Origin of the sequence: Microbacterium jejuense (genome assembly GCF_019511665.1) — a bacterium.
In the GTDB taxonomy this organism is placed as follows: Bacteria; Actinomycetota; Actinomycetes; order Actinomycetales; family Microbacteriaceae; genus Microbacterium; species Microbacterium jejuense_A.
This window is the reverse complement of sequence record NZ_JAEUAW010000016.1, coordinates 1-22611: the sequence shown is the minus strand read 5'-3', so window position 1 is coordinate 22611 and position 22611 is coordinate 1. Positions and strand designations below refer to the sequence as shown.

Below are 22611 nucleotides of genomic sequence, written 5' to 3'. Positions count from 1 at the left end.
GTCTTCGCCGCAGACCTCGGATCTTTGCTTGCGATGCCAGCGTAAACATGATTAATTACCGATGTCAAGAAACTCGATGGAGGAGTTCGAATGGTCAACGGTGAAGGTGCCGTCCACACCCTGCGGGCCGCGGGCGTCGCGCTGGTCGTCGACCTGTCGGGCGCGCATCCGCGCGTGCTGCACTGGGGTGCGGACCTCGGCGAGGTCGGTGCGCACACGGCCGTTGCCCTGCGCGCGACGGCGGTGCCGGCGGTGCTCAACAACTCGCCGGACGTGCCTCGGATCTTCTCCGTGTGGCCGAGCGAGCAGGACGGCTGGGCCGGGACGCCCGCGCAGGCCGGACACCGCGACGGCACCGCCACGACACCGCGCCCCTGCCTCGTCGCGGCCGACGTCACCCGTGACGAGGCCGGTGGCGGTCGCATCGCCCTCCGCTTCGACGACGCGGTGGCCGGCACCCGCGCGCGCCTGGAGTACGGGCTGGACGCCGCCGGGGTGCTGTCGGTCGACCTGTCGATCGAGAATCCCGAAGAGGCGGCATCCCCGTACCTCGTCGACGGGCTCCGTGCGCTCCTGCCCCTGCCCGATAGGGCGGGCGAACTGCTCGACTTCACCGGCAAGTGGTGCCGCGAGCGCTCCCCGCAGCGCCTGCCGTTCGCGTTCGGCACGCACGCCCGGCGCGCGCGGCGGGGCAAGCCCGGCCACGACACGCCGTTCCTGCTCGCCGCCGGCACCCCCGCGTTCGGATTCGGGCACGGTGAGGTGTGGGGCGTGCACCTCGCGTGGAGCGGCGACGGCGAGTACCTCGCCGAACGCCTCCCCGAGGGGGCGGGCGCGCTGTCGCGCGTCCTCGGCGCAGGCGAGCTCCTGCGCTCGGGGGAGGTCGTGCTGCAGCCGGGCGAGCGCTACGACGCGCCCACCGTGCTGTTCACGTGGTCGGACCGAGGACTCGACGGCCTGTCGGCGCGGTTCCACCGGCGTCTGCGCGCGCGCCCGACGCACCCGGCCGCTCCGCGGCCGCTCGTGCTCAACACGTGGGAGGCGGTGTACTTCGACCACGATCTCGATCGGCTGATCGAGATCGCCGACCGTGCCGCCGACGTCGGCGTCGAGCGCATCGTGCTCGACGACGGCTGGTTCCAGGGGCGCCGCGACGCCAACGCGGGACTGGGCGACTGGCTCGTCGACGATCAGGTCTGGCCGGACGGCCTCGGTCCCTTCGTCGACGCCGTCCGCGCCCGCGGCATGCAGTTCGGACTGTGGTTCGAACCCGAGATGATCAGCCCCGACTCCGACCTCGCCCGCGCGCACCCCGACTGGGTGCTGGCGCCGCGCGAGGGCGTCGGTCCGACCGCGCGCAGCCAGCACGTGCTCGACATCGCGAATCCCGAGGCATATGCGCTCGTGCTCGAGCGCATCAGCACGCTCGTCGCCGAGTACGACATCGACTACCTCAAGTGGGATCACAACCGCGATCTCGTCGAGCCCGTCGGCCGCCGCGGCGCGGGCGACCGCCCCCTGGTGCACGACCAGACGCTCGCGCTGTACCGGCTGCTCGACGAGCTGCGCAGCCGCCATCCCCGCCTCGAGATCGAGACCTGCTCGGGCGGCGGCGGCCGCGTCGACCTCGGCATCCTCGAGCGCACCGACCGCGTGTGGGCGTCGGACTGCAACGACCCCGTCGAGCGCGCCCGCATCGAGCGCTGGACGCGCCTGCTCGTGCCGCCGGAGCTCATCGGCTCGCACCTGGGCGCCCAGCGGTCGCACACCACGTCGCGTGAGACCGATCTGTCGTTCCGCCTCGCCGTCGCACTCACGGCGCACGCCGGCATCGAGTCCGATCTCACCGTCGCGGCACCCGAGGACCTGCAGACGATCACCGCGTGGTCCGCGCTGTACCGCGAGCTGCGCGAGCTGATCCACACCGGTCGCGTCGTCAACGCCGACCTCGCCGACGACGCCGCGATGCTCACCGGCATCGTGGCCCAGGACGGCAGCCGGGCCCTGTTCACGTGGGCCCGCCTCACGACGTCGCCGGACGGCCAGAGCGGCCGCGTGCGCTTCCCCGGCCTCGACGCCGGGGCGCTCTACCGTGTGCGCGTCCGGCCCGAGCTCGGCGCCGCCAGCCGTCACGAGGTCGCCGACCCGGAGTGGATGCGCCCCGCCGTCGACGGCGGCATCGAGCTTCCGGGCGCCGTGCTCGCCGTCGCCGGCGTGCCGCTTCCCACCCTCAACCCGCAGCAGGCGCTGCTCTTCGACGTCGTGAAGGTCGCATGACCCGCTGACGTCCGCACGCACTCCAGGGGACCGCGCGCCCCGAAGGGCCCACCGGAAGGGCTGGCGCGGGGTTCACCGTCGAACCCACCGCAGAGAGGAAACCATGAACACCAGGAACCGCCACGCCCTCGGGCGACGGTGGCTCGCGGCGCTGGCTGTCGCTGCCGTCGGCACGACCATCGGGATCGGAGGAGCCGCGGCCGCCGCGGAGCCCCGGGCCGCGGCATCCACTCCCGCTCCCGCCGTCGCACCCATGGCGACGACCGACGACGACACCCCCGGCGCGCGGCCGTACATGGGATGGAGCAGCTACAGCATGCAGGTCTACGCGGGCAACGGCTCGACGTGGATCACGGCCGACCGGATCATCGCGCAGTCCGATGCCATGCACGACAAGCTGCAGTCCGCGGGCTACGAGTACATCAACATCGACGCCGCCTGGAACGACGGCGTCGACGAGTACGGCCGTCCGACGCCCAGCTCGAAGCTGTACCCCGACGGCCTGCAGGCCGTGATCGACCACATCCACGCCAACGGGCAGAAGGTCGGGCTCTACGCCATCCCGGGCATCTCGCCGCAGGTGTACGAGGCCGACCTGCCGATCTACGGCGCCCCCGACTGCTCGACCGGCGACATCGTGAAGCAGCCGATCCAGCAGGCGGACTACTGGGGCATCGGCTACCGGATCGACTTCTCGAACCCGTGCGCGCAGAAGTACGTCGACTCGATCGCCGACATGTTCGGCGAGTGGGGCATCGACTTTCTCAAGTTCGACAGCGTGACGCCCGGTTCGGGGATCAGCGACCTGTCGCTGGATGCCCGCGACGACGTCAAGGCGTGGTCGCAGGCGCTCGAGCGCAACGACATCTGGTTCGAGCTGTCGTGGGCGCTCGACATCCGCTACGCCGACTACTGGGCGCAGTACGCCGACGGCTGGCGCGTGGAGTGGGACGTCGAGTGCTATTGCGAGAAGACGGCCCTCACCAACTGGAACAACATCGCGAGGCTGTTCCCCCGCGCGACGGACTGGTGGCGGTACGCCGGGCCCGACCGCGGCTGGAACGACTTCGACTCGCTCAACGTCGGCAACGGCAAGATGGACGGGCTGACCAAGGACGAGCGTCGCACGGCGGCGACCCTGTGGGCGGTGTCGGCGGCGCCGATGTACGTCGGCAACGACCTGACGCAGCTCGACGACTACGGCATCCAGCTGCTCACCAACCCCGAGGTCATCGCGGTGAACCAGGCCGGGCGCCCGGCCCACCCCGTCTCGACGGCATCCCCGCAGCAGACCTGGTACGCCGCCAACCCCGACGGGTCGGTCACGGTCGCGGTGTTCAACCTGGGGCAGACGGATGCCGACATGACGGTGTCGCTGGCCGACGTCGGCCTCTCGGGCTCGGTGAAGGTGCGCGACCTGTGGGCGAAGAAGGACGTCGGCAAGGCCGAGGGGTCGTTCGTCGCGACGGACGTGCCCGTCCACGGCACACGGCTGTTCACCTTCACCCCCGCCAAGGGCACGACGGTCGCGCTCAACGACGACGACGCGCAGCTGACCTACGAGGGTGCGTGGACGCGCAACGGCGGCCTGGAGCAGGTGGCGGCCTCGCAGTCGCTGACCGTCTCGGTGTTCGACTCGTCGAAGGGCGGCGCCGCGCCCGAGACCGGGTCGTCGCGGGTCGTCGCGGTGAACGACACCGATCCGGGCATCGCGTACAGCGGCAACTGGGGTCACAGCACGGGCCGCGGCCTCGGCGACTATCAGGACGACGTGCACTACGCCGAAGCCGACGGCAGTGCGTTCCAGTACTCGTTCGTGGGCACCGGCATCGACTGGATCACCGAGACGCACGAGTCGCAGGGCGACGCCGAGGTGTACATCGACGGGGTGCTGGCCGCCACGGTGAGCACGTATCAGGCGGAGGGCCGCGGGGCGCAGCAGGTGGTCTTCAGCACGCGCGACCTTGAGAACGGCAGCCACACGATCCGCGTCGTGAAGAAGTCGGGCCAGTTCATGCTGCTCGACCGTCTCGACGTCATGCAAGAGAGCCTGCTCGACGTAGACCACGTCGCCTTCGATCGTGCGGCGCCCGCGGACGCGATCGTCCACGTTCTGCGCGACCCGGGCGAGCTGCTCGGCGTGTATCGCGAGGGCGCGGCGCTCAAGAGCGGCACCGACTACACGATCGACGGGGATGCCGTCGTCTTCGGCTCGGCGTTCCTCGCGGCGCTCGCCGACGGCGACACCGCGCTGGAGTTCCGCTTCCGCGGCGATGTGCAGGGCGATGTGCACGGGGCGAAGGACGACGGCGCCGCGGTGTCGCTGACGTTCTCGGGCACGGCCGTCACCGTGACGGGGCCGATCGCGCCCGACCAGGGTGAGATGGAGGTCTACCTGGACGGCACGCTCGTCGACACCGTCGACGTCCAGGGCGACGCGCGGCTCACGCAGCAGAAGCTCTTCGAGAAGAGCGGCCTCAAGAAGGGGCAGCACACGGTGCGGCTGGTCAAGGCGTCGGGCGACGTGCTCCGCGTCGACGCCCTGTCGTACGTGACGGGCTGATCCCGGCCGGGGCGGCGTCGCGGCGCCGCCCCGGCTCGGCCGCCCGTCCGCCGTGCGCGAACTCGGGCCCCGCATCTCACGGCGGCGCGACACTGGGTGCGTGGACGATCACGAGGCTCTCGACGCCTACTCCTCGACCGTGATGCGCGTGGCCCAGGCGGTGCTGCCGTCGGTGGCCGCGGTGAGCGTGCGGACCCGTCACGGCGCCGGCGCCGGCAGCGCCTCGGTCATCACCGCCGACGGCCATCTCCTCACGAGCGCGCATGTCGTCGAGGGCGCCGTCGGTGTCGAGCTCGCGTTCCCCGACGGCGTCGTGGTCGAGGCATCCGTTCTCGGCGCCGATCCGCTGTCGGACCTCGCGGTGCTCCGTGCGCACGGTGGGACGCCTCCGCCGGTGCGGATGGGGGATGCCGCGACCCTCGGCGTGGGCCAGCTCGTGGTCGCGCTCGGAAACCCGCGCGGACTGTCGGGCAGCGTCACCGCCGGCATCGTCTCTGCGCTCGGACGGTCCCTGCCGACGCGGTCCGGCCGTGTCATCGACGAAGTCATCCAGACCGACGCCGCGCTGAACCCCGGCAACAGCGGTGGCGTCCTCGCCGACAGCGCCGGGCGGATGGTGGGTGTGAACACCGCGGTCGCGGGTGTCGGACTGGGGCTCGCGGTGCCCATCAACGCCACCACGCGCGAGATCATCGACGCCCTGCGCACCACCGGGCGCGTCCGCAGGGCCTGGCTCGGCATCGCCGGGTCGACGGTCCCGCTGAGCCCCGAGGTCGCCGCCAAGGCCGGATCCCGGGTCGGCATGCAGGTCGTCTCGATCGTGCCGGACAGCCCTGCCGCGTCGGCCGGTGCCCGGGTGGGCGACATCGTGCTGTCGCTCGACGGTGTGCCGATCGCGAACCCCACCGCCCTGCAGCGGCGCATGGTCGAGGGCGCCATCGGGCGGCGCATGGAGATGACCGTGTGGCGGGGCGGCGCGCTGGTCGACGTCGTCGTCGAACCCGAGGAGCTGCGGGTGGCCTGACCGCCCGCCATCGCCGGGCCCCTTACGCTCGGTACCACCGAACGAACAGACGGAGGACGAGTGTCTGACCACGACTGGAACGCGAAGACGATCGAGGAGTTCCGCGCGAACAAGGGCAAGGTCGGCGGCTACTTCGAAGGCGCCCCGATCGTGCTGCTGCACCACCGCGGACGCAAGACGGGCGCCGAGCACGTCACGCCGGTGATGTACCTCGCCGACGAATCCGATCCCGACACCGTGTACGTCTTCGCGAGCAAGGCCGGGGCGCCTACCAACCCGGGCTGGTACTACAACCTCCGCGACGCGGGCGCGGGCAGCGTCGAGATCGGCGAGGAGCAGTACCCCGTCACCGTCACCGAGGTGGTCGGCGCCGACCGCGACCGGATCTACGCCGAGCAGGTGAGCCGCTTCCCGGGCTTCGGAGAGTACGAGGTGAAGACGAGCGGCGTCCGCACCATCCCGGTGCTGGCCCTCCACCGTCTCCGGGACTGACGAGCGTCCCCGGGCGTCGCGGGCACTCCGCTCGCGCACACCTGGTAACGTTGCCACACGTCGGACCGCGCGATGAGAGCGCCGGCCGTCTCAGCGGCACACGAAGGAGTGGACAGCGTGGCAGACGACGTCATCGGGGTGGGTATCGCCGGGTTCTGGCATGTGCATGCGGGAGACTACGCGCGGGAGGCCACCGCGCACGAGGGCACGCGGGTGGTGGCCGGCTGGGACGCCGACGCCGGTCTTGCCGCCGAAGGCGCACGGGCGCTGGGCGTCGACGCCGAGGACTCGCTCGACGCGCTGCTGGCGCGACCCGACGTGGGCGCGGTCACCGTGACGACCGCGACAGCCGACCACACCGACGTGATCTCGCGCGCCATCGCCGCCGGCACGCATGTCTTCACCGAGAAGCTGCTGGCGCCGACCGTCGCCGAGTCCGAGCGGCTCGTCGCCGCGGCGCACGCCGCCGGCGTCGCCCTCGTGGTGTCGCTGCCCCGCCTGTCGCAGGCCGAGATCGTCGCCGCCACCGCACTGGTGGACGCGGGCGTCCTCGGCACGGTGACGTACGCCCGCGTGCGCATGGCGCACGACGGCTGGCTCGGCGGGTGGCTGCCGGAGCGCTTCGCCGACCCCGTCGCGGCCATCGGGGGAGCCTTCGCCGACCTGGGCTGCCACCCCGCGTATCTGGTGCAGCGCTTGATCGGCGCGCGTCCCGCGCAGGTCACCGCGGCCTACGGCCGGGTCACCGGTCGCGCGGTGGAGGACAACGCCGTCGTGGTCGCGCGCTACGACGACGGCGCGCTCGGAGTAGCCGAGGCGAGCTTCGTCACGACCCCCGGCGCGTTCGCCTTCGAGGTGCGCGGCACGACCGCCTCGCTGCTGTTCGGCTTCGGGCGGGAGGAGCTCATCGGCAAGGGCGGTGCGCTCGGCGACGACTGGACGCCCGTCGCCCTCGGCGAGCCGGTGCCGCAGCCCTTCGACCTGTGGGTGGCGGCCATGCGCGGCGCGGCCGACCCCTCCGACAACCAGCGCGCGGCGGTCGAGCTCACCCGGTTCGTCGCCGCCGCCAACACCGCGGCCGCGACGGGCGGCGCGGTCGACCTCGACCCGGAAGGACGATCATGACCCGGCACGACGGCCGCAGAGTGCGGATCGGACTCATCGGCGCAGGCGGCATCGCCGGCGCCCACGTCGCCGGCTACCGGCGCAATCCCGAGACGATCGAGTTCGCCGCCATCGCCGACCCCGTGCGAGAGAGCGCCGAGAAGCGGCGCGGCGAGGACGACGGCATCCGGATCTTCGCGGACTATCGCGAGATGATCGCCGACGGCGGGCTGGACGCCGTGGACATCTGCCTGCCGCACCACCTCCACGCCGAGGCCGTCATCGCGGCGGCGGACGCCGGTCTGCACGTCCTGTGCGAGAAGCCGCTGTGCCTGACGCTGGACGAGGCCGACGCCATCGCCGCGGCGGCGGAGCGCAACGGCGTGACCATCATGTGCGCGCACAATCAGCTGTTCCAGCCCGCCGTCGCCGCGGCGAAGGAGCTCGTCGACGGCGGCGCCCTGGGCCGCGTGTACGAGGTGCGCACGACCGACAGCTTCTTCAACGACTTCACGCTCGAGAACATGGGGTGGCGCGCGCAGGCGGCCACGTCGGGCGGTGGTGAGCTGATCGACACGGGCTACCACCCCCTCTACCTGCTGCAGCACTTCGCGGGCGGGACGCCGGTCGAGGTCGCGGCGATGCTCTCGCGGCACCGACTGGAGTTCATGGAGGGCGAGGACTCGGCGCAGGTGCTCGTGCGCTACGACAACGGGGTGGTCGGCCACGTGACGACGAGCTGGGCGTACGAGCCCGCGATCGGCACCGAGAAGTTCTCGCTGGTCGCCGAGCGGGGCTCGCTGAGCTCGGACGGACAGACCCTCGTGTCGCGTATCCGTGGTGAGGAGCCGCAGACCCTCGAGTTCGAACCCGTGCACGAGTTCGGCGCCGAGCTCGGGCACTTCGCCGACTGCATCCTCGAGGGTCGCCGGCCGATCCAGACCGAGGTCGAGGGCATCGATGTGCTCGGGGTCATCCTCGCGGCGTACGAGTCGGCGACGACGGGCTCCATCGCCGCCGTGCGCACGTCGGCGTCGGTCGCCTGAGCGGCCGGTCGAACGCGGGCCGGTGCGCTCAGGCGCCCGGCACGAGCGGCGCCGACGGCGCGTCCACGGCCGCAGGGTCCGCCGCGGGCACGACGCCCAGCACGATGCGCGCCAGGTCGTCGGGCCGCTCGATCTGGGGCCACCGGCCCGAGGGGAGGTCGACGATCGTCACGTCGCGGATGAGCGGCAGCTCGCGCGCCGGATCGATGCCCGCGGCGGCCCACCGGCGCACGTCGTCGGCGGTGAACTCGGTCGCCACGACCGTGACCGGCACGTCGAAGCGGCGCGGATCCGTGAGCCGCTGGACCTGGTCGAGGACGTGCGACGCGTTCTCGGACATGCGGCGATGCAGCGATGCCAGCGTCGCGTCGACCGCGCGATAGCCGGCCGTGTTGGTGGTGGTGCCACGGGCGTCGACGGTGAACCCGCTCAGCACGTGCGCTCCGTCGGCGCTCGGCAGCCCGCCGACGTGGACCGCGTGCGCGACGCGGCCGGGCCTCCGGTTGACGGCGGCATGGACGAGGCCGCACGACTCCGCGTGCCCGACGAGGACGACCGGCCCCGGGCACCGGTCGATCGCCGCCACCACCTCGGCGACATGATCGGCGAGCATGCTGCCGCGCCGGTCGGCCGAGCGGCTGTCGAGCCCGCGCAGCGTGAGCGGATGCGTCCGATGACCCGCTGCCGATACGCGCTCGCACACGTCCTGCCAGGACGATGCGTCGAGCCACAGTCCCGGCACCAGGATGACGTCCATCCACACCTCCGCGGTTGCCGAGACGCCATGCTCTCCCGCCCGCCGTCCCGTGCGCAGGGGCTTGATTGTGCGGTGCCTTTGTGCTTGCCGGCAGCGCCCGGCCCGCACCCTGTCGCGCGGGGCGTCAGATCTCGCCGGCCGCGAGCGCGTCCTCGCAGCCGAGCAGCAGCACGCCCGCGCTCCACGCGTGCGACAGCGTGAGCAGCATGCCCTTCGGCTGGAAGCACTCGGTCTGGTAGTACCGCTCGGTGACCATGCCGCGGTAGGCGTTGAAGTCGCCGTCGAACCGCGCCACGAACTGCCGGAAGCACGCCAGCGTCTCGTGTGCGCGCTCGCGGTAGTGGTCGTCGCCGGTCGCGGCGGCGAGCTCGAGCAGCTCCCTCGTGCAGACCAGCCCGTAGGCGTGCAGATGCTGATTGGATGCCGACGCCTGGTCCGCTCCGCGCGTGCCGAAGTCGAACACGCCGAGCATCGAGGACGGCGCGAACTCGACGTCATAGGTGTAGCGGAAGGTGAGCGCGAAGTCGGCGGCCCGCCGCGCGAGGTCGAGCCAGTGCGCGGCTCCGGTCGCGCGGTGGAGGGCCATGTACGCCATGACGGCGACGTAGCCGTCTTCGCTCGTAACGGCGAGGTCGACGTCCTCCGGCGCGCCGTGCAGATACTCGTCGAGCACGAAGCGCGCGTAGTGGCTTCCGGCCCGCTCCGCGGCCGCGAGGTAGCGCTCGTCCCAGTCCGCGGCCTCGACGAGGGCGCCGACCCACGCGAGTCCCGCCGTGCCGTCCCATGACAGCACCTCGCCCGTCTCGGCGTGGTGGATGCTGCCGAGGTTGCCGTCCTCGCGCTGCCGTGCCACGACCGCGTCGAGGTTCGACCGGGCGGCGGCACGCCACTGGGCGCGGTCGGCGAGGGCCAGCGCCCGCACCAGGAACTGCGTCGCCTCGCCCAGCGTGCGGCTGTGCAGACCGCGGCTGCGCGTCGTCCAGCTCTGCGTCCAGCCCCGGTCGCGGTACCAGACGCCCCACAGCGTGCCGCTGGGCGCCAGCTCCGCCGTGCAGAAGTCGATCACCGACACCGCCGCCGCGCGCAGGGCCGCGGCATCCGTCCGCTCGGCATGGCGCAGCATGGCGTACGCCCACGGGATGCCCGAGACCCAGCCCACGTGCATGGCCTGGCGATCCACCGACCGGCCGTCGCGCCCCGAGACCTCGCGGTCGAACCCCACGGTCTCCAGCAGCACGCCGGGGTCCGGGTCGTAGTGCCAGCGCAGCAGGCCTTCGGCGCTGAGTCGTGCGGCCGTCGGCACGTCGATCCACGGCCGCAGGGGAGCCGTCGGAGCGGACGCCGCATGCAGGATCCGCAGGACGCGCGCGTAGTCGTGGCGGTCCGGGTGCAGCGCGTGCACGCGCACCGCGAGCTCGACCTCGTCGCCGGGCTCGAAGCGGTGCGTCTGCACCTCCGCGGGACGAGGGGCGGCGTCGCCGTAGTAGGTGACGGGGAACTCGCGTGCCGGAAAGGTGACGGCGAGCTCGGCTCCGCCGTCGCGGTGGGCGAACCCGACGCCGGTCAGGCCGAGCGGCGTGACCGGGTCGGCCGACAGGGCGAGACCGGGCGCGTCGGGCGCGGGCCACACCAAGACCGCCGGAGTGGCCGCGCGGTCGGACCGGAAGTGCCATTCGTCGCTCACGAACGCGGCGTGCTGCTCGGCGCCGCGGGCACCCGGCTCGAAGCGCGGGTACAGCCGGTCGTTCGCCGCCGGGCGGTTCTCGCCGTAGAACAGGCCGGGGATCAGCCACCACGGATCGCTCGCGTCCTCCACTCCGACCGACACGCGCACGGCCGCCTCGACGGGCCCGTCGCCGGTGTACCGCACGCGCACGCGATGCTCCTCGCCGTCGCGCTCCACCCGGGTCGCGAAGGCGCTCGGCTCCGCGTCGAGGACCGTCACGCGAAGGCGAGTGGATGCCGGCGCCCCGGCCCGCTCGGTCACGTCGGCTGCTCGCCCAGCGGCCACTCGAGCAGGTCCACCTCGACGATGTCGGCGGCGGGATCCAGCGGCACACGGAACGTGCGCACCTGGTGCGGGCCGAAGTCGCCCTCGATCGTGCGTCCCACGAGCGGGAGGTCGATACGGGCCGTCGCCGGCTCGCCGCGGGTCTCGACCGCGCGCACGATGAGGTCGGCCGGTGCGATGTCGGGTGCGTCCTCGCTGCCCTTGACAGCTGTGACCATGACGGCGCCGCCGCCGTCGTGGGCGAAGCCGTCGCGCGGCGGCAGGTCGCCGTCGTGGAACGACTCGAGCTGCGCACGCACCGGGGCGCCGAGGACGGCGGCCCGGCGCGTCGGCTGCGCCGCCCGCCAGTCACCGGCGTGGGGCACCAGCTCGAGGCTGAAGCGCTGGACGCCCTGGTCCTGGAACGCGTACACGCCGTCCGGTTCCAGCAGCCGCGGGTCGTGCCACGAGTACACGGGACTGCGCACGGCGGTGATGCCGATGCTCGGCACCTCGGTGCCCGCGGAGCCGGCGGGCGAGGCATCCCAGCCGTGCTTCGTCGTCGCGATCACGGTGAGCCCGGCGGGCGCGCCGTCGAGGGTCCCGGTGAGGTCGACCCAGGACTGCGCGGGCTCTTCGGCGCCGTCGACCGGGCGCTCGATCGTGCCATACGGGATCTCGTACGTCGCGGTCGGGTCGTCGAGCCCGACGGGGAAGCGCAGCTTCAGCAGGTGGGCCTTCTCGCGCCAGTCGATCGTCACGTCCACGCGCACGGCGCGTGCGTCGTGCGCGAGCAGGTACTCCTCGACCAGCGTGCTCGCGCCCCACGAGCGCTCCACGCGGACACGGGAGCGCAGCGGGCCGGTCTCTCGCACGACGATGCGGTCCAGCGTCATGGCGTCGCCCGGCCACGCGTACGAGATGACGCGGTGCCCCCACGTGTCGGTGGGGTCGTCGCACACGGCGGTGCGCGGCTGGCCGCGCGTGCCGGCCAGCGGGTCCACCCCGCTCGCCCTGTCGAGCAGCGAGATCACATCGCCCGTCGCGGGGTCGAGCTCGACGCGGAGGTGGGCGTTCTCGATGACCGTGCCGTCGTCCGAGACGCGCAGGCTCGTCTCGGCCGGCAGCGCGGGGCCGGGGAGCATGCGAAAGAGCGCGTAGCCGAGGCCGGGCACGTCGGCGCGGAACGTGACGGCGCCCCGGCTCAGGTCTCCTGTCGTCGCGGTCGACTGCGTGGCCTGTGACACGACCGGCGCTCCGTCGTGGTCGACGATGCGCACGCCGCGCGGCTGCGCGCCGTACTGCATGTCGACGTCGACCGACACCGGCCACGGGTGGGGGTTGAAGACGATGACGGGCTGGGTGGCGGCATCCATCGGGATGTCGATGCGGCGCGCGATGCGGTTGTGGGCGCGAGCGATGATGCGCTTGGAGATCGCCACCGCCTCGCCCAGCTGATCGCGGGCGTCGTCGTACGAGGGCTCGATCGCCGAGCCGGGCAGGATGTCGTGGAACTGGTTGAACAGGATCTGCTTCCACGCGCGCTCGAAGTCCTCGCGCGGGTACTCGGCTCCCGAGAGCGCCGAGTCGACCGCCGCCCAGCGCTCGGCCGACAGGATCGCCCACTGCGCTCGCCGCTGCCACGCCTTGATGCCCGAGTGCGACGAGTAGCACCCCGGCGCGTGGTGCTGCAGGTCGTCGCGGCGCACCGCGAGGCCGTCGAGGAACGCGTCGCCGCGGGCGAGCATCTCGTCGAAGTACGCACGCGGTGACGACATCGTCATCCTCCCGAAGCTGCCCATGCGGTCGTAGCGGTGGATCGACTCGATGTTGGCCTTGGTGGGTCCGCCGCCGTGGTTGCCGACTCCGTAGAAGACCATCATCTCGCCGAGGGAGCGGTCCAGCTGCGCGAGCGACTTCTCGGTCTGGCCCGACACGTCGCCCGGCGGGCTGCAGTACTCGAACGGGATGCGGTACGCCAGCACGCGCGAGCCGTCGCGGGACTCCCACTGGAACAGGGTCTCGTCGAGGTCGCCCTCGTGCGGGCCCGGCCGCAGGAAGCAGTACGTGTCCATGCGCTGCCCGCGCAGGATCTGGGGGAGTGCGGCGCTGTGGCCGAACGGGTCGACGTTCATGCCGACCGTCGCGATCCGGCCGAACCGCGACTGCAGGTAGCGCTGGCCGTACAGCCCCTGGCGGGCGAACGACTCGCCCATGGGCGTGTTGCAGTCCGGCTCGACCCACCAGCCGCCGACGTTGACCCAGCGGCCCTCGGCGACGCGCTCCTGGATGCGGGCGAACAGGTCGGGGTCCTGCTCCTCGACCCATGACAGCAGCACGACCTGATCGCACGTGAAGACGAAGTCGGGGTACTCGTCCATGCGGTCCAGTGCGCTGCGGAACGTCGCCCGCGCCTCCTGGTAGCCCTCCTGCCACGGCCACAGCCACACCGGATCCAGGTGGGCGTTGCCGATCATGTGCAGCGTGCGATCGGGGGTGGCTGCGGGCCGGGGCACCGGCGCCATGCCGCGCGGCTGCTCGCCCGACGGCGCATTGGCGACGGGGGCGCGGCGGGACTGCTCGGTCACCGAGGGGTCGTCGGGGGCGACGCGGCCGGGTGCGGAGGCGTCGACGACCGAGGCGTCTGCGAGGGCGGCCTCGCCGTGTGCCTCCGTCGCCTGGGCGGCGGTCGTCTCGGAGGCCGTGTCGTCGGTGCCGAAGTGCTCGGCCACCCCGGCGCGCTCGCTCGGCGTCGTGGGATCGCTCATGCCGTCTCCTCCCCCGCGGCCCACCCGTCCAGGATCTCGGACAGGGCGTGCAGCAGGAAGGTGTGCAGCTCCTGGATGCGGGGCGTCTCGCGCGACGGCGCGAGGAGCGCATGGTCGGCGAGGGGGCGCGAGGGCCCGCCGTCGCCGCCCGCGAAGAGCAGCGTCGTCGCGCCGTTCGCGCGGGCCGCGGTGAGGCCGTTGACGACGTTCGCCGACCGTCCGCTCGTGGTGAAGGCGACGACAACGTCGCCCGGCCGCGCGAGCGCCTCGACCTGGCGCGAGAACACGTCCTCGAACGCGTAGTCGTTCGCGATGCAGGTCGAGACGGTCGCGTCCGTAGTGAGCGTGACGGCGGGCAGCGGCCGCCGGTCGCGCCGGTAGTGGCCGATGAGCTCGCCGGTGAAGTGCTGCGCGTCGGCGGCACTGCCGCCGTTGCCGAACGTGTACAGCGTGCCGCCCTTCTCGAAGGCGTCGATCAGCACCGCTCCCACGGTGCGGACCTCGTCGAGCAGCGGCTGCGCGTCTCGCGCGGTGCGGATGTGGTCGTCGAGCTGTGCGTCGAGCCAGTCAGACACGGGCGGATCCTTTGAGGTCGAGATGAAGGCTGAGATCGAGGTCGAGGGCGAGCGCCCCGGCACCCACCACGCACACCTCGTCGCCGAGGCCGGCGAGCGTGACGACGGCGCGCGCCGCCGCCGGCGGCATCGCGGTGCGGCCGACGATGTCGCGCACCGGGTCGAGCAGCAGCGCGCCCGAGCGCGTCACGCCGCCGCCGAGCACGACGACGTTCGGCTCGAAGACATTCACCAGATCGGTGACCGCCTGGCCGAGCAGGGCCATGGTCTCGTCCCACAGCTCCCGCGCGAGGGGGTCGCCGGCGGCGGCCGCAGCCGAGACGTGCTCGGCGCGCACGACGGGCAGCGCTCGCAGCGACGATGCGCGGTCGTCATCGGCGAGCAGCTCGCCGGCGCGCACGGCGATGTTCGTGCCCGACGCGTAGGCCTCGAGGCATCCGTGGCGTCCGCACTCGCAGCGGCGCCCGCCCGGTCGCACCATGACGTGACCGAACTCGCCGCCGTTGCCGGCCGCGCCGCGGTGCAGGCGGCCGTCGATGATGGAGCCGCCGCCCACGCCCGTCGACAGTGTGAGGTACAGCGCGATGTCGGCGCCCCGTGCGGCGCCGAAGCGGTGCTCGCCGAGCACCGCCGCGGTCGCGTCGTTCTCGACGACCGCGGGCACCCCGAACGCCTCGGTCGCCATCGCCACGATCGGGACGTCGATCCAGCCCGGCAGGTGAAGGGGACCGGTGAGGATGCCGGCGGCCGCGTCGAGCGGGCCGCCGCAGCTGATCCCGACAGCCGCCGGCGTGCCGACGCCGGCGCTCTCGACGCTGCGCCGGCCCATGTCGAAGAGGTGCGCGATGACCGCGTCCGGACCTCGGTGCTTCTCGGTCGGCTCGGACAGGAAGCCGTGTGTCCGCCCGTCGGGCGTGACCATCGCGACGGCCAGCTTCGTGCCGCCGATATCGAGCGCGAGCACGGGATGCTGCGTTGCCATTCGTTCCTCCGAGCTGCGCGACAACCCTGATCGCGCCCGATGTGACATCGTTCCCACATAGTAGCAAAGCCTGGCGCGCTGACAACGCCGGATTGCGTCAGACGTCGGCGAAGAGCTGGTCCAGCACGTGGCGCGCGAACTCCGCCTGACCCGGCGGTTTGTTCGTGATCATGATGAGGCCCTTCCACAGCGCCCAGCCGCGACCACGCGCCCACGTCCCGTCATCGACGTCGTAGTCCCTGCGGAACTGCTCGCGCGCGGACGCGTGGACCGACGTCCAGCGGAACACGGTGTCGCACGCCGGGTCGCCCGCACCCGAGCACCCGAAGTCGATGACCGCGCGCAGCGTGCCGTCCTGCACGAGCAGGTTGTTGAGCGACACGTCGCCGTGGAACCACACGGGCTCGCCCGTGAACGGCGCCGCGAGCGCGTCCCGCCAGATGCCGCGGGCAAGATCCCGCTCCCGGCCGTGCACGCGATCGACGATCACCGCCATCTCGTCGTCCCAGTGCTCGAGGGGTCCCCCGCGGAAGGCGCTGTGCAGGCCAGGCGCCGGCGCGGCGGTCGTGTCGGCACCGCGCAGCCGCACCAGGAATCCGGCGAGATCCGCCGCGAAGCCCGGCCAGTCGTCGACGGGCGACGCGGATGCCGGTGCCCCCGGCATCCACCGGTACACCGACCACGGCGCGGGGAAGAGCTCGCTCGGCTCGCCCGCGCCCTCGACGGTCGGGATGGGCAGCGGCACCGCCGGCGCCAGCCGGGGCAGCCAGGTCTGCTCCTTCCGTACCTGGGGCACGTAGCCGGGAGCGCTCGGCAGCCGGATGCTGAGGTCGTCGCCGAGGCGGAAGATGCGGTGATCGTTCCCGCCCGCCGCCACGGGGCGGATCGGCAGCGTGCGCCACTGCGGGAACTGCGCCGCGACGAGGGCTCGCGCGAGGTCTTCGTCGATCCGCGCGGCGTCGATCACGTCCATCGTGACCCTCCGCCTACGCGGGCGCGGCGATGGATCCGCGGTCGACGAACTTCGTCGGCATCACGATGGTGCGCACGGGGGCGTCGGGAGTGTCGATGCGTTCGAGCAGCGCCCGCATCGCGGTCGCGCCGAGGGCGCCGGCATCCTGGAATCTCGTCGAGACGCCCGGTTCGACCATGCTCATCCAGGGCGCGTCGTCGAAGCCGACGAGGCTCACGTCGCGGGGGATGCGCAGGCCCAGGGCGGCGGCGGCGCGCCAGGTGCCCTCGGTGAGGACGTTGTTCGCCGCGAACACGGCGGTGGGGCGATCGGGGCGTGACAGGATGCGCCGGGCTGCGGCCATCGCCTCGTCGGCGTCCCACCCTGCCTGGACGATGAGGGACTCGTCGACGCGCACCTTCTTGGCGGCCAGCGCGTCGAGGTAGCCGCGCTGGCGCTCGTCACCCGTCGTCCACTCGGTCTCGTCGATGAGGAGGGCGATGCGCTCGTGCCCCGCCGCCAGCAGACGGGAGGTGGTGTCGCGGGCCGCCGCCCGGTTGTCGACCACGACGGCGTCCGTCGCCCCGGCGTCGAAGCGTCGGTCGACCTCGATGAGGGGGACGCCGATGCGACTGAGGAAGCCGCTCAGCTCGCGCGAGACCGGGGTCGCGATGACGCCCGACACGCGCGAAGCGACCAGCGCCTCGGCGGCCTCGAGCTCGTCGCGGCCGTCTCCGCGCAGGTCGACCAGCACGAGCGTGCGACCGTGGGCGCGGGCCTCTTCGCCGATGCCCGAGGCGAGCTCGGCGTAGAACACGTTGCGCAGGTCCGACACCAGCACGCCGACCGACCGGCTGGTGCGCTGCTTGAGGCTGCGGGCGGTCACGTCGACGACGTATCCGAGCTCCTTCGCGACGTCGCGCACGCGCTGGCGCACCTCGGGCGCCGCGTAGCCGTTGCCCGACAGCGCGCGCGACGCCGTGGACTTCGACACCCCCGCCGCCTCTGCGACCTCGCGGATCGTCGCCCGCACGGCGGGCGTGCGCTCGCTCACGACCCCGCCGCCACGACGTCGAGGATCGCCTCCGCGTGCTGGCCGAGGAGGAGGTCGCCGATCGCGACGTCGATCGCGATGCGCTGTCGGCGTCCGGGTGAGGCCGGGGTCACGGTCAGCTGCACAGAGGTCTCCTCGCCGGGTTCGAGGTCGACCTCGAGTTCGCGCTCGGCTGTGCGCCAGCCTAGCGGCACGACGGGGCGCATCCGTGCGACGGCCCGCTCGGGCAGCGGATTGCGGACGCGCACGCTGTACGACACCGCGTGGCCCGCGACGGCCCTGCGCCGGTACGGGCGCAGGCTCGCGGTCTGCCCGTCCGGTCCGATCGCGCGCGCCTCGGCGGGGAGCAGGCGCTCGTGCAGGTCGTCCACGAGCCGCCCCGACTCGGCGAGGTAGTCGAGATAGGCGTCGTCGACCCAGCGCGGATCCCAGTGCCCGCTGGCCATGAGACCCGGGCCGATGTGGCGGTACAGCTCCGCGCTGCGCACGTAGTCCCCGAGCCGGAAGAGGTTCCGGTACTGGTAATTCATGATGTCGCGCCGGCCGTCGCGGCCGCCGAGACCCTCCTGCTGGTCGCCTGTGAACACGACCTTCACGCCGTCGATGTCGAGCTCGTACGCCACGGCGTAGAGGGTGTGACCGGGCTGCTCGTGCGCGGTGAAGGTGTACTCGTTCCACGTGAACGGCTCGCCCAGCGGCAGCACGCGGTCGGCCACGATGGGGTCGTACCACTGGCAGGGGAGGTCTTCGAGCCACGGGTCGGCCATCGTCGGCGCCACGTTCTCGGGGATCCACAGCGCGGTCCCTTCGACGTCGCGCAGCAGCGGCATGCCCGCGATGTGGTCGTCGTGGTAGTGGGTGGGCAGCGCGACCGAGATGCGCGTCACGCCGTAGAGCTCTCGCAGCGCGGGAAGCGACGCGAGCCACGGCCGGCGGGCGGCGCGCTCCTGGCCGAGCACGAGGCCGGTGGTCATGTCGTAGCCGTAGTCGACGATGAGCGCCTCGCCGGTGTCCGACAGCACGACGTACGAGCACGACATGGACGTGCGGTTGAGCAGCAGGTGCGGGGTGAGCGCGACGAACGGGTCCTCGAGGCGGGCGCGAAGGTCCCACGGGTACGAGCGCCGCGAGTCGACGTACTCCTGCATCGTCTGCGCGAGCAGCTCGAGCACGTGGTCGGGGTCGCGCATGACCTCGCCGTGCGACGGTGCGATCGCCGACAGCCGGTAGCGGTGCAGGAACAGGGCGCTCAGCACGGTCATGGCCGGGCCCTCGTTCTGCGTGTACGACCACTGTGTCGCCGCCAGCGACCACACCTGGCCAGGGCCGTAGACGAGGTCGCCCGTGAAGGCGATGCGCTCGTCGTCCCGGTCCAGCAGATAGCTCACCGAACCGATGGTGTGGCCGGGCGTCGGCACCACCAGCAGGCGCACGCCGGCCGCCTCGACGTGCCGGTACTCGGGCACGGCGGCGTGCACGGGCACCGATTCCAGCAGCGAGAAGCGGTCCTGGCGCAGGTTGTAGTCGTTGTCGAGCTGCCGGCCCTCCCACATCTCCTCGACGCGATCGAACAGCTCGCGCTCGACCGGCGGCACATGGATGCGTGCGCCGTGCTCGACCGCGAGGGGAAGGCCCTGGCCCTGATCGCGATGGTGATGCGTCATGAAGACGTCGGTGATGCGACCGATGCCGAGCTCGGCCAGGTGCGCGAGCGCCCGGCCCGCCCCGAAGTCGATCGCGACGGCATCCCTCGCCCCCTCGGGGGAATCGGGGTCGACGACGAGGTACACGTGGCACGTGTCGGCGATGCGCCACACGCCCCGTGCGATCTCGGTCGCGGTCACGCGAGGCCCTTGCGGTACTCGTCCCACGTGCGGCCGACCACCGAGAGGTGCTCGGGATCGATCGGCTCGTCCTCCACGGACTCAAGGTAGTACAGCGCGGGCACGCCGAGTCCGGACTGCGTCTGCGCGTAGTCGAGCCATTCCGAGCGGTTCGGCATGGGCCACTGATCGGTGTCGACGGGATGCCATGGCAGCACGGCCGCGACGATCTCGTGGCGCGCGCGCAGCTGTGCCGCCACCGACACCGGCCGGCCCGACGCGTCGTGCTCCAGCACGTCGTTCGTGCGGATCATGCCGGTGACATCGCCGAACGACGGGTGCACGGTGTGCGTGATGACGAGTGCCTCGGGCTTGATCCGCTGGGACGCGGAATGGATGCGGGCGACCAGGCGGTGCAGGGCGGCGATGCCCCACACCCCATCGCTGTCGGGTGCCGGGCGCAGCATCGCGCCGCTCGGCGTCCGCTGCGTGAAGTCCACCTTGAAGCCGTCCGCATCCAGCCCCTCGGGCGACAGCAGTCGCTCGATGATCCCGTCCAGGTGCGAGAGGTAGGCGGGACTGCCGGGGTCGGCCGCGATCGCCCGGCCGGCGGCATCCGTCACGCATTCCTCGACGGGGAGTCCTGCGGGATCCCAGGCCTTGAACCACAGCAGCACGCGGCGACCCTCGGCGTGGCGAGCGTCGATCCAGCCGCGCAGGTCGGGCCACGCCTCGGTGTCGGCCTCGGCGCTGCCGTACTGCGCCTGCCAGCGGTCGTCGATCACGACGGTGCCGGGATCGAGGGATGCCGCGGCCAGCGTCGCGAGGAACTCGTCGTAGATCTCCTGGCGGCAGAGGTCGGGCGCCCAGCCCTCTCTGCCTGCCCGGGCGACCTGAGCGCCCCAGCCGCAGAAGATGGGCTCCAGCCACCACGGGCGGACGCCGGGTGCGTCGTCGCCGGCGAAGCCGGCGCGCACCAGGTCGTCGCGGTAGTCGCGCAGGGCCTCGGCGGGGGAGGCGACCGGCTGGATCACGACGGTGGGCGACCGCCAGACGCCGTCGACGGTCGTGTGGCCCTCGTGCGACAGGCGCAGGAGGCCGCCGTCGTCCACCGGATCGAACCGCAGGGTCGTGAACCGCAGGTCTTCGACGGCCGCGCGCAGCCAGGTCGCGAGCCATGGTCCCTCGCCCGGGGTGAACGGGTCGTCGGCGGGAGCCCGGCCGAACGCGAGCGCGAGAGGCGGCGGCGAGAAGACGCCGTTGAGGCGGCCGGGATCGGCGTCGCCGACGACGCCGAGCGATGCGGCCGACCACACCGGGCGCACGAACGCGACCGGCTCGGTGGGGCTCGGCACGTAGAGCGACTGCGCCTCGAAGCCGGAGCGGAACGTTCCGCTCGCGCCGGTGGGAAGGATGCCGTCACCGCCGAGGATCGTGACGTCCGCGATGTCGCCGCCGCCGTGGGCCTCGAGCGTGAGCTCCACGGCGTCGGCCGTGCAGCGCAGCTCGAGCGTGCGCCGGTCCCAGGCGGTGGACTCGGTCGAGACCGTCACGACGACGGCATCCGCTTCTGTCCGCACGTGCGGTTCGCCGAGGCTCATGCTCTCGTCGCGCGCGGTGCTCGTGTGGATGCTCGACAGCGCGCACAGGCGCATCCAGCGCTCGCCGTCGGCGTCGGCGAGCTCGAAGTACGGAGACTTCGCGATGCCCTTGGCGTCGGTGCGCCAGGTCAGCGAGTAGCGGGCGCCGCGGATGGTCCGTCGATGATGGTCACTCGTCAGCGAGGGCGTGTCCATACCTGGAATCCTATGTGATAACGTTCCCAGGTGCTCGAGGACGCCGCACCTTCGCCACCCGTGATCCCCCTCCCGCATCGCGTCGAGACGGGCATCGGCCAGTGGCCCGCGCCCGCACTCGTGGTCGAGGAACGGCTGATCGAGGGGATGCCGACGGAGGCGTACCGGCTGACCGTGGCCGACGGCCGGGCCGTGGTCGAGGCATCCGATGCGCGCGGCCTGCGTCACGCGCGGGCGACGCTCGACGAACTCGCGGACGCGGCGGACGGCCGGGTGCCGGCCGTCCGCATCGAGGATGCGCCGGTGCTGCGGCATCGCGGCATCATCGAGGGCTTCTACGGCGAGCCGTGGTCGCACGAGGAGCGCCTGGCGGCGCTGGCGCTCGCGGGGCGGCTGAAGCTCAACTCGTACGTCTACGCGCCGAAGGACGATCCGTGGCATCGGGAGCGCTGGCGGGAGCCGTATCCGCCGACCGAGCTCGCGCAGCTCGTCGAGCTCGCGGCCGCCGGCGCGGCTGTCGGCGTCGACGTCACCGTCGCGCTGCACCCCGCCGGCTCCATGGTCTTCTCCGACGACGCGGAGCACGAGCTGCTGGCTGCGAAGGCCGAGCAGCTCATGGATGCCGGCATCCCCGCGATCGCTCTGCTCTTCGACGACGTCCCGCAGCAGCCCCGGCACGCGGCCGATCGCGAGCGCTTCGGCGAGGGCGACGCCGCCCTCGGCGCCGCGCACGCCGAGACGGTGCGCCGGTTCGCCGATCGGGTGCTGCGTCGACGCCGACCGGGAGCCGACCTGCTCGTCGTCCCCACCGACTACGCCGGGACTGCCGCGTCGCCGTATCGCTCGGCGTTCGCGGCGGGGCTGCCCGACGAGGCGCTGGTGTGGTGGACGGGCCGCGACATCGTCGTCGGCGAGGTCACGCGCGGCGACATCGACGCCGCCGCCGAGGTGTTCGGCGACCGGCTGCTGCTGTGGGACAACTTCCCCGTCAACGACTTCGACCGCGGCCGGGCGTTCCTCGGCCCGCTCCTCGGCCGCACGCCAGACGTCGCGGGCTCAGGACTGCGCGGCGCGTGGTCGAACCCGATGGTCGAGTTCTGGCCCGGGTGCTTCGGCATCGCCGCGTTCGCGGACTGGGCGTGGAATCCCGGCGCCTACGACCCCATGCGTGCCGCGGCCGCGTCACTGCGGATCGTGGCGGGAGAGGGTGCCGCCGCCCTCGCGCCGCTCGTGCGCACGCTGTCGTCCTGGCCGCCGTCGGCCGCGATGGACGCCGACCTCGCCGCCGCGGCCGATGAGGCGCTGGACGGGCGCGGCGACGACCATCTGCGGTCGCGGCTCGAGGAACTCGTCGGGCTGGCGGAGGTGGCCGGGTCGGTCGAGGTCGAGGTCGGGGTCGGGATTGGGG

16 protein-coding genes are annotated in these 22611 nt (G+C 72.6%); 7 read left to right on the top strand and 9 right to left on the bottom strand.

Features of this window, described 5'->3' with window-relative positions; all coding sequences use genetic code 11:
* Nucleotides 1–90 precede the first annotated feature (90 nt).
* The 6 genes from JNB62_RS16400 to JNB62_RS16375 all read left to right on the top strand — a co-directional run bounded on the left by JNB62_RS16400 (nucleotide 91) and on the right by JNB62_RS16375 (nucleotide 8506).
* Nucleotides 91–2277, top strand: coding sequence for an alpha-galactosidase (locus JNB62_RS16400; RefSeq protein ID WP_220301975.1), 2187 nt, complete (start codon nucleotides 91–93; stop codon nucleotides 2275–2277).
* 103 nt (nucleotides 2278–2380) lie between these two features.
* Complete coding sequence (locus tag JNB62_RS16395; protein WP_220301974.1) at nucleotides 2381–4840, top strand: X2-like carbohydrate binding domain-containing protein; 2460 nt, start codon at nucleotides 2381–2383, stop codon at nucleotides 4838–4840.
* A 100-nt stretch (nucleotides 4841–4940) separates the two neighbouring features.
* A complete protein-coding gene (locus tag JNB62_RS16390) occupies nucleotides 4941–5864 on the top strand; it encodes a S1C family serine protease (protein ID WP_220301973.1) in 924 nt (307 codons plus the stop codon).
* A gap of 60 nt (nucleotides 5865–5924) precedes the next feature.
* Nucleotides 5925–6356, top strand: a complete 432-nt coding sequence (locus JNB62_RS16385; protein WP_220301972.1) for a nitroreductase family deazaflavin-dependent oxidoreductase — start codon at nucleotides 5925–5927, stop codon at nucleotides 6354–6356.
* Between the two features lie 117 nt (nucleotides 6357–6473).
* Nucleotides 6474–7481, top strand: coding sequence for a Gfo/Idh/MocA family protein (locus JNB62_RS16380; protein WP_308291832.1), 1008 nt, complete (start codon nucleotides 6474–6476; stop codon nucleotides 7479–7481).
* Nucleotides 7478–8506, top strand: a complete 1029-nt coding sequence (locus JNB62_RS16375; RefSeq protein WP_220301970.1) for a Gfo/Idh/MocA family protein — start codon at nucleotides 7478–7480, stop codon at nucleotides 8504–8506. Before JNB62_RS16380 ends, JNB62_RS16375 begins: the two co-directional genes overlap by 4 nt.
* A 28-nt stretch (nucleotides 8507–8534) precedes the next feature.
* On the opposite strand, the gene JNB62_RS16370 is transcribed toward JNB62_RS16375, so the two are convergent.
* From JNB62_RS16370 to JNB62_RS16330, 9 genes are all read right to left on the bottom strand, one after another.
* Nucleotides 8535–9263 carry an alpha/beta fold hydrolase gene (locus JNB62_RS16370; protein ID WP_220301969.1) on the bottom strand — a complete coding sequence of 243 codons (729 nt, stop codon included), beginning with the start codon at nucleotides 9261–9263 and terminating at the stop codon, nucleotides 8535–8537.
* A 124-nt stretch (nucleotides 9264–9387) separates the two neighbouring features.
* Complete coding sequence (locus JNB62_RS16365; RefSeq protein ID WP_220301968.1) at nucleotides 9388–11250, bottom strand: hypothetical protein; 1863 nt, start codon at nucleotides 11248–11250, stop codon at nucleotides 9388–9390.
* Nucleotides 11247–14021: an alpha-mannosidase gene (locus JNB62_RS16360; protein WP_220301967.1), complete on the bottom strand. Its 2775-nt coding sequence runs from the start codon at nucleotides 14019–14021 to the stop codon at nucleotides 11247–11249. The genes JNB62_RS16365 and JNB62_RS16360 overlap by 4 nt, the downstream gene beginning before the upstream one ends.
* A complete protein-coding gene (locus JNB62_RS16355) occupies nucleotides 14018–14596 on the bottom strand; it encodes a D-sedoheptulose-7-phosphate isomerase (RefSeq protein ID WP_220301966.1) in 579 nt (192 codons plus the stop codon). Before JNB62_RS16355 ends, JNB62_RS16360 begins: the two co-directional genes overlap by 4 nt.
* Nucleotides 14589–15578, bottom strand: coding sequence for an ROK family protein (locus tag JNB62_RS16350; protein WP_220301965.1), 990 nt, complete (start codon nucleotides 15576–15578; stop codon nucleotides 14589–14591). The genes JNB62_RS16355 and JNB62_RS16350 overlap by 8 nt, the downstream gene beginning before the upstream one ends.
* Before the next feature lie 97 nt (nucleotides 15579–15675).
* The gene (locus JNB62_RS16345) at nucleotides 15676–16551 is read right to left on the bottom strand and encodes an aminoglycoside phosphotransferase family protein (RefSeq protein WP_220301964.1); all 876 of its coding nucleotides are present in this window, start codon (nucleotides 16549–16551) and stop codon (nucleotides 15676–15678) included.
* Between the two features lie 13 nt (nucleotides 16552–16564).
* Entirely contained in the window at nucleotides 16565–17584 is a 1020-nt protein-coding gene (locus tag JNB62_RS16340; protein WP_220301963.1) for a LacI family DNA-binding transcriptional regulator, read from the bottom strand.
* On the bottom strand, nucleotides 17581–19428 hold the full coding sequence (locus JNB62_RS19465; protein WP_220301962.1) for an MBL fold metallo-hydrolase: 1848 nt from the start codon (nucleotides 19426–19428) through the stop codon (nucleotides 17581–17583). Before JNB62_RS19465 ends, JNB62_RS16340 begins: the two co-directional genes overlap by 4 nt.
* Complete coding sequence (locus JNB62_RS16330) at nucleotides 19425–21203, bottom strand: hypothetical protein (RefSeq protein ID WP_220301961.1); 1779 nt, start codon at nucleotides 21201–21203, stop codon at nucleotides 19425–19427. Before JNB62_RS16330 ends, JNB62_RS19465 begins: the two co-directional genes overlap by 4 nt.
* Nucleotides 21204–21233: 30 nt before the next feature.
* On the opposite strand from JNB62_RS16330, the gene JNB62_RS16325 reads away from it, so the two are divergent.
* On the top strand, nucleotides 21234–22611 hold a 1378-nt coding region (locus JNB62_RS16325), incomplete at its 3' end, for a beta-N-acetylglucosaminidase domain-containing protein (protein ID WP_220301960.1).

What these genes read in the sequence shown, in the direction of transcription:
- JNB62_RS16400 (WP_220301975.1), top strand. Translation starts at nt 91, where the DNA reads ATGGTCAACGGTGAAGGTGCCGTCCACACCCTGCGGGCCGCGGGCGTC.
- JNB62_RS16395 (WP_220301974.1), top strand. Translation starts at nt 2,381, where the DNA reads ATGAACACCAGGAACCGCCACGCCCTCGGGCGACGGTGGCTCGCGGCG.
- JNB62_RS16375 (WP_220301970.1), top strand. Translation starts at nt 7,478, where the DNA reads ATGACCCGGCACGACGGCCGCAGAGTGCGGATCGGACTCATCGGCGCA.
- JNB62_RS16370 (WP_220301969.1), bottom strand. Translation starts at nt 9,263, where the DNA reads ATGGACGTCATCCTGGTGCCGGGACTGTGGCTCGACGCATCGTCCTGG.
- JNB62_RS16360 (WP_220301967.1), bottom strand. Translation starts at nt 14,021, where the DNA reads ATGAGCGATCCCACGACGCCGAGCGAGCGCGCCGGGGTGGCCGAGCAC.
- JNB62_RS16350 (WP_220301965.1), bottom strand. Translation starts at nt 15,578, where the DNA reads ATGGCAACGCAGCATCCCGTGCTCGCGCTCGATATCGGCGGCACGAAG.
- JNB62_RS16345 (WP_220301964.1), bottom strand. Translation starts at nt 16,551, where the DNA reads ATGGACGTGATCGACGCCGCGCGGATCGACGAAGACCTCGCGCGAGCC.
- JNB62_RS16330 (WP_220301961.1), bottom strand. Translation starts at nt 21,203, where the DNA reads ATGGACACGCCCTCGCTGACGAGTGACCATCATCGACGGACCATCCGC.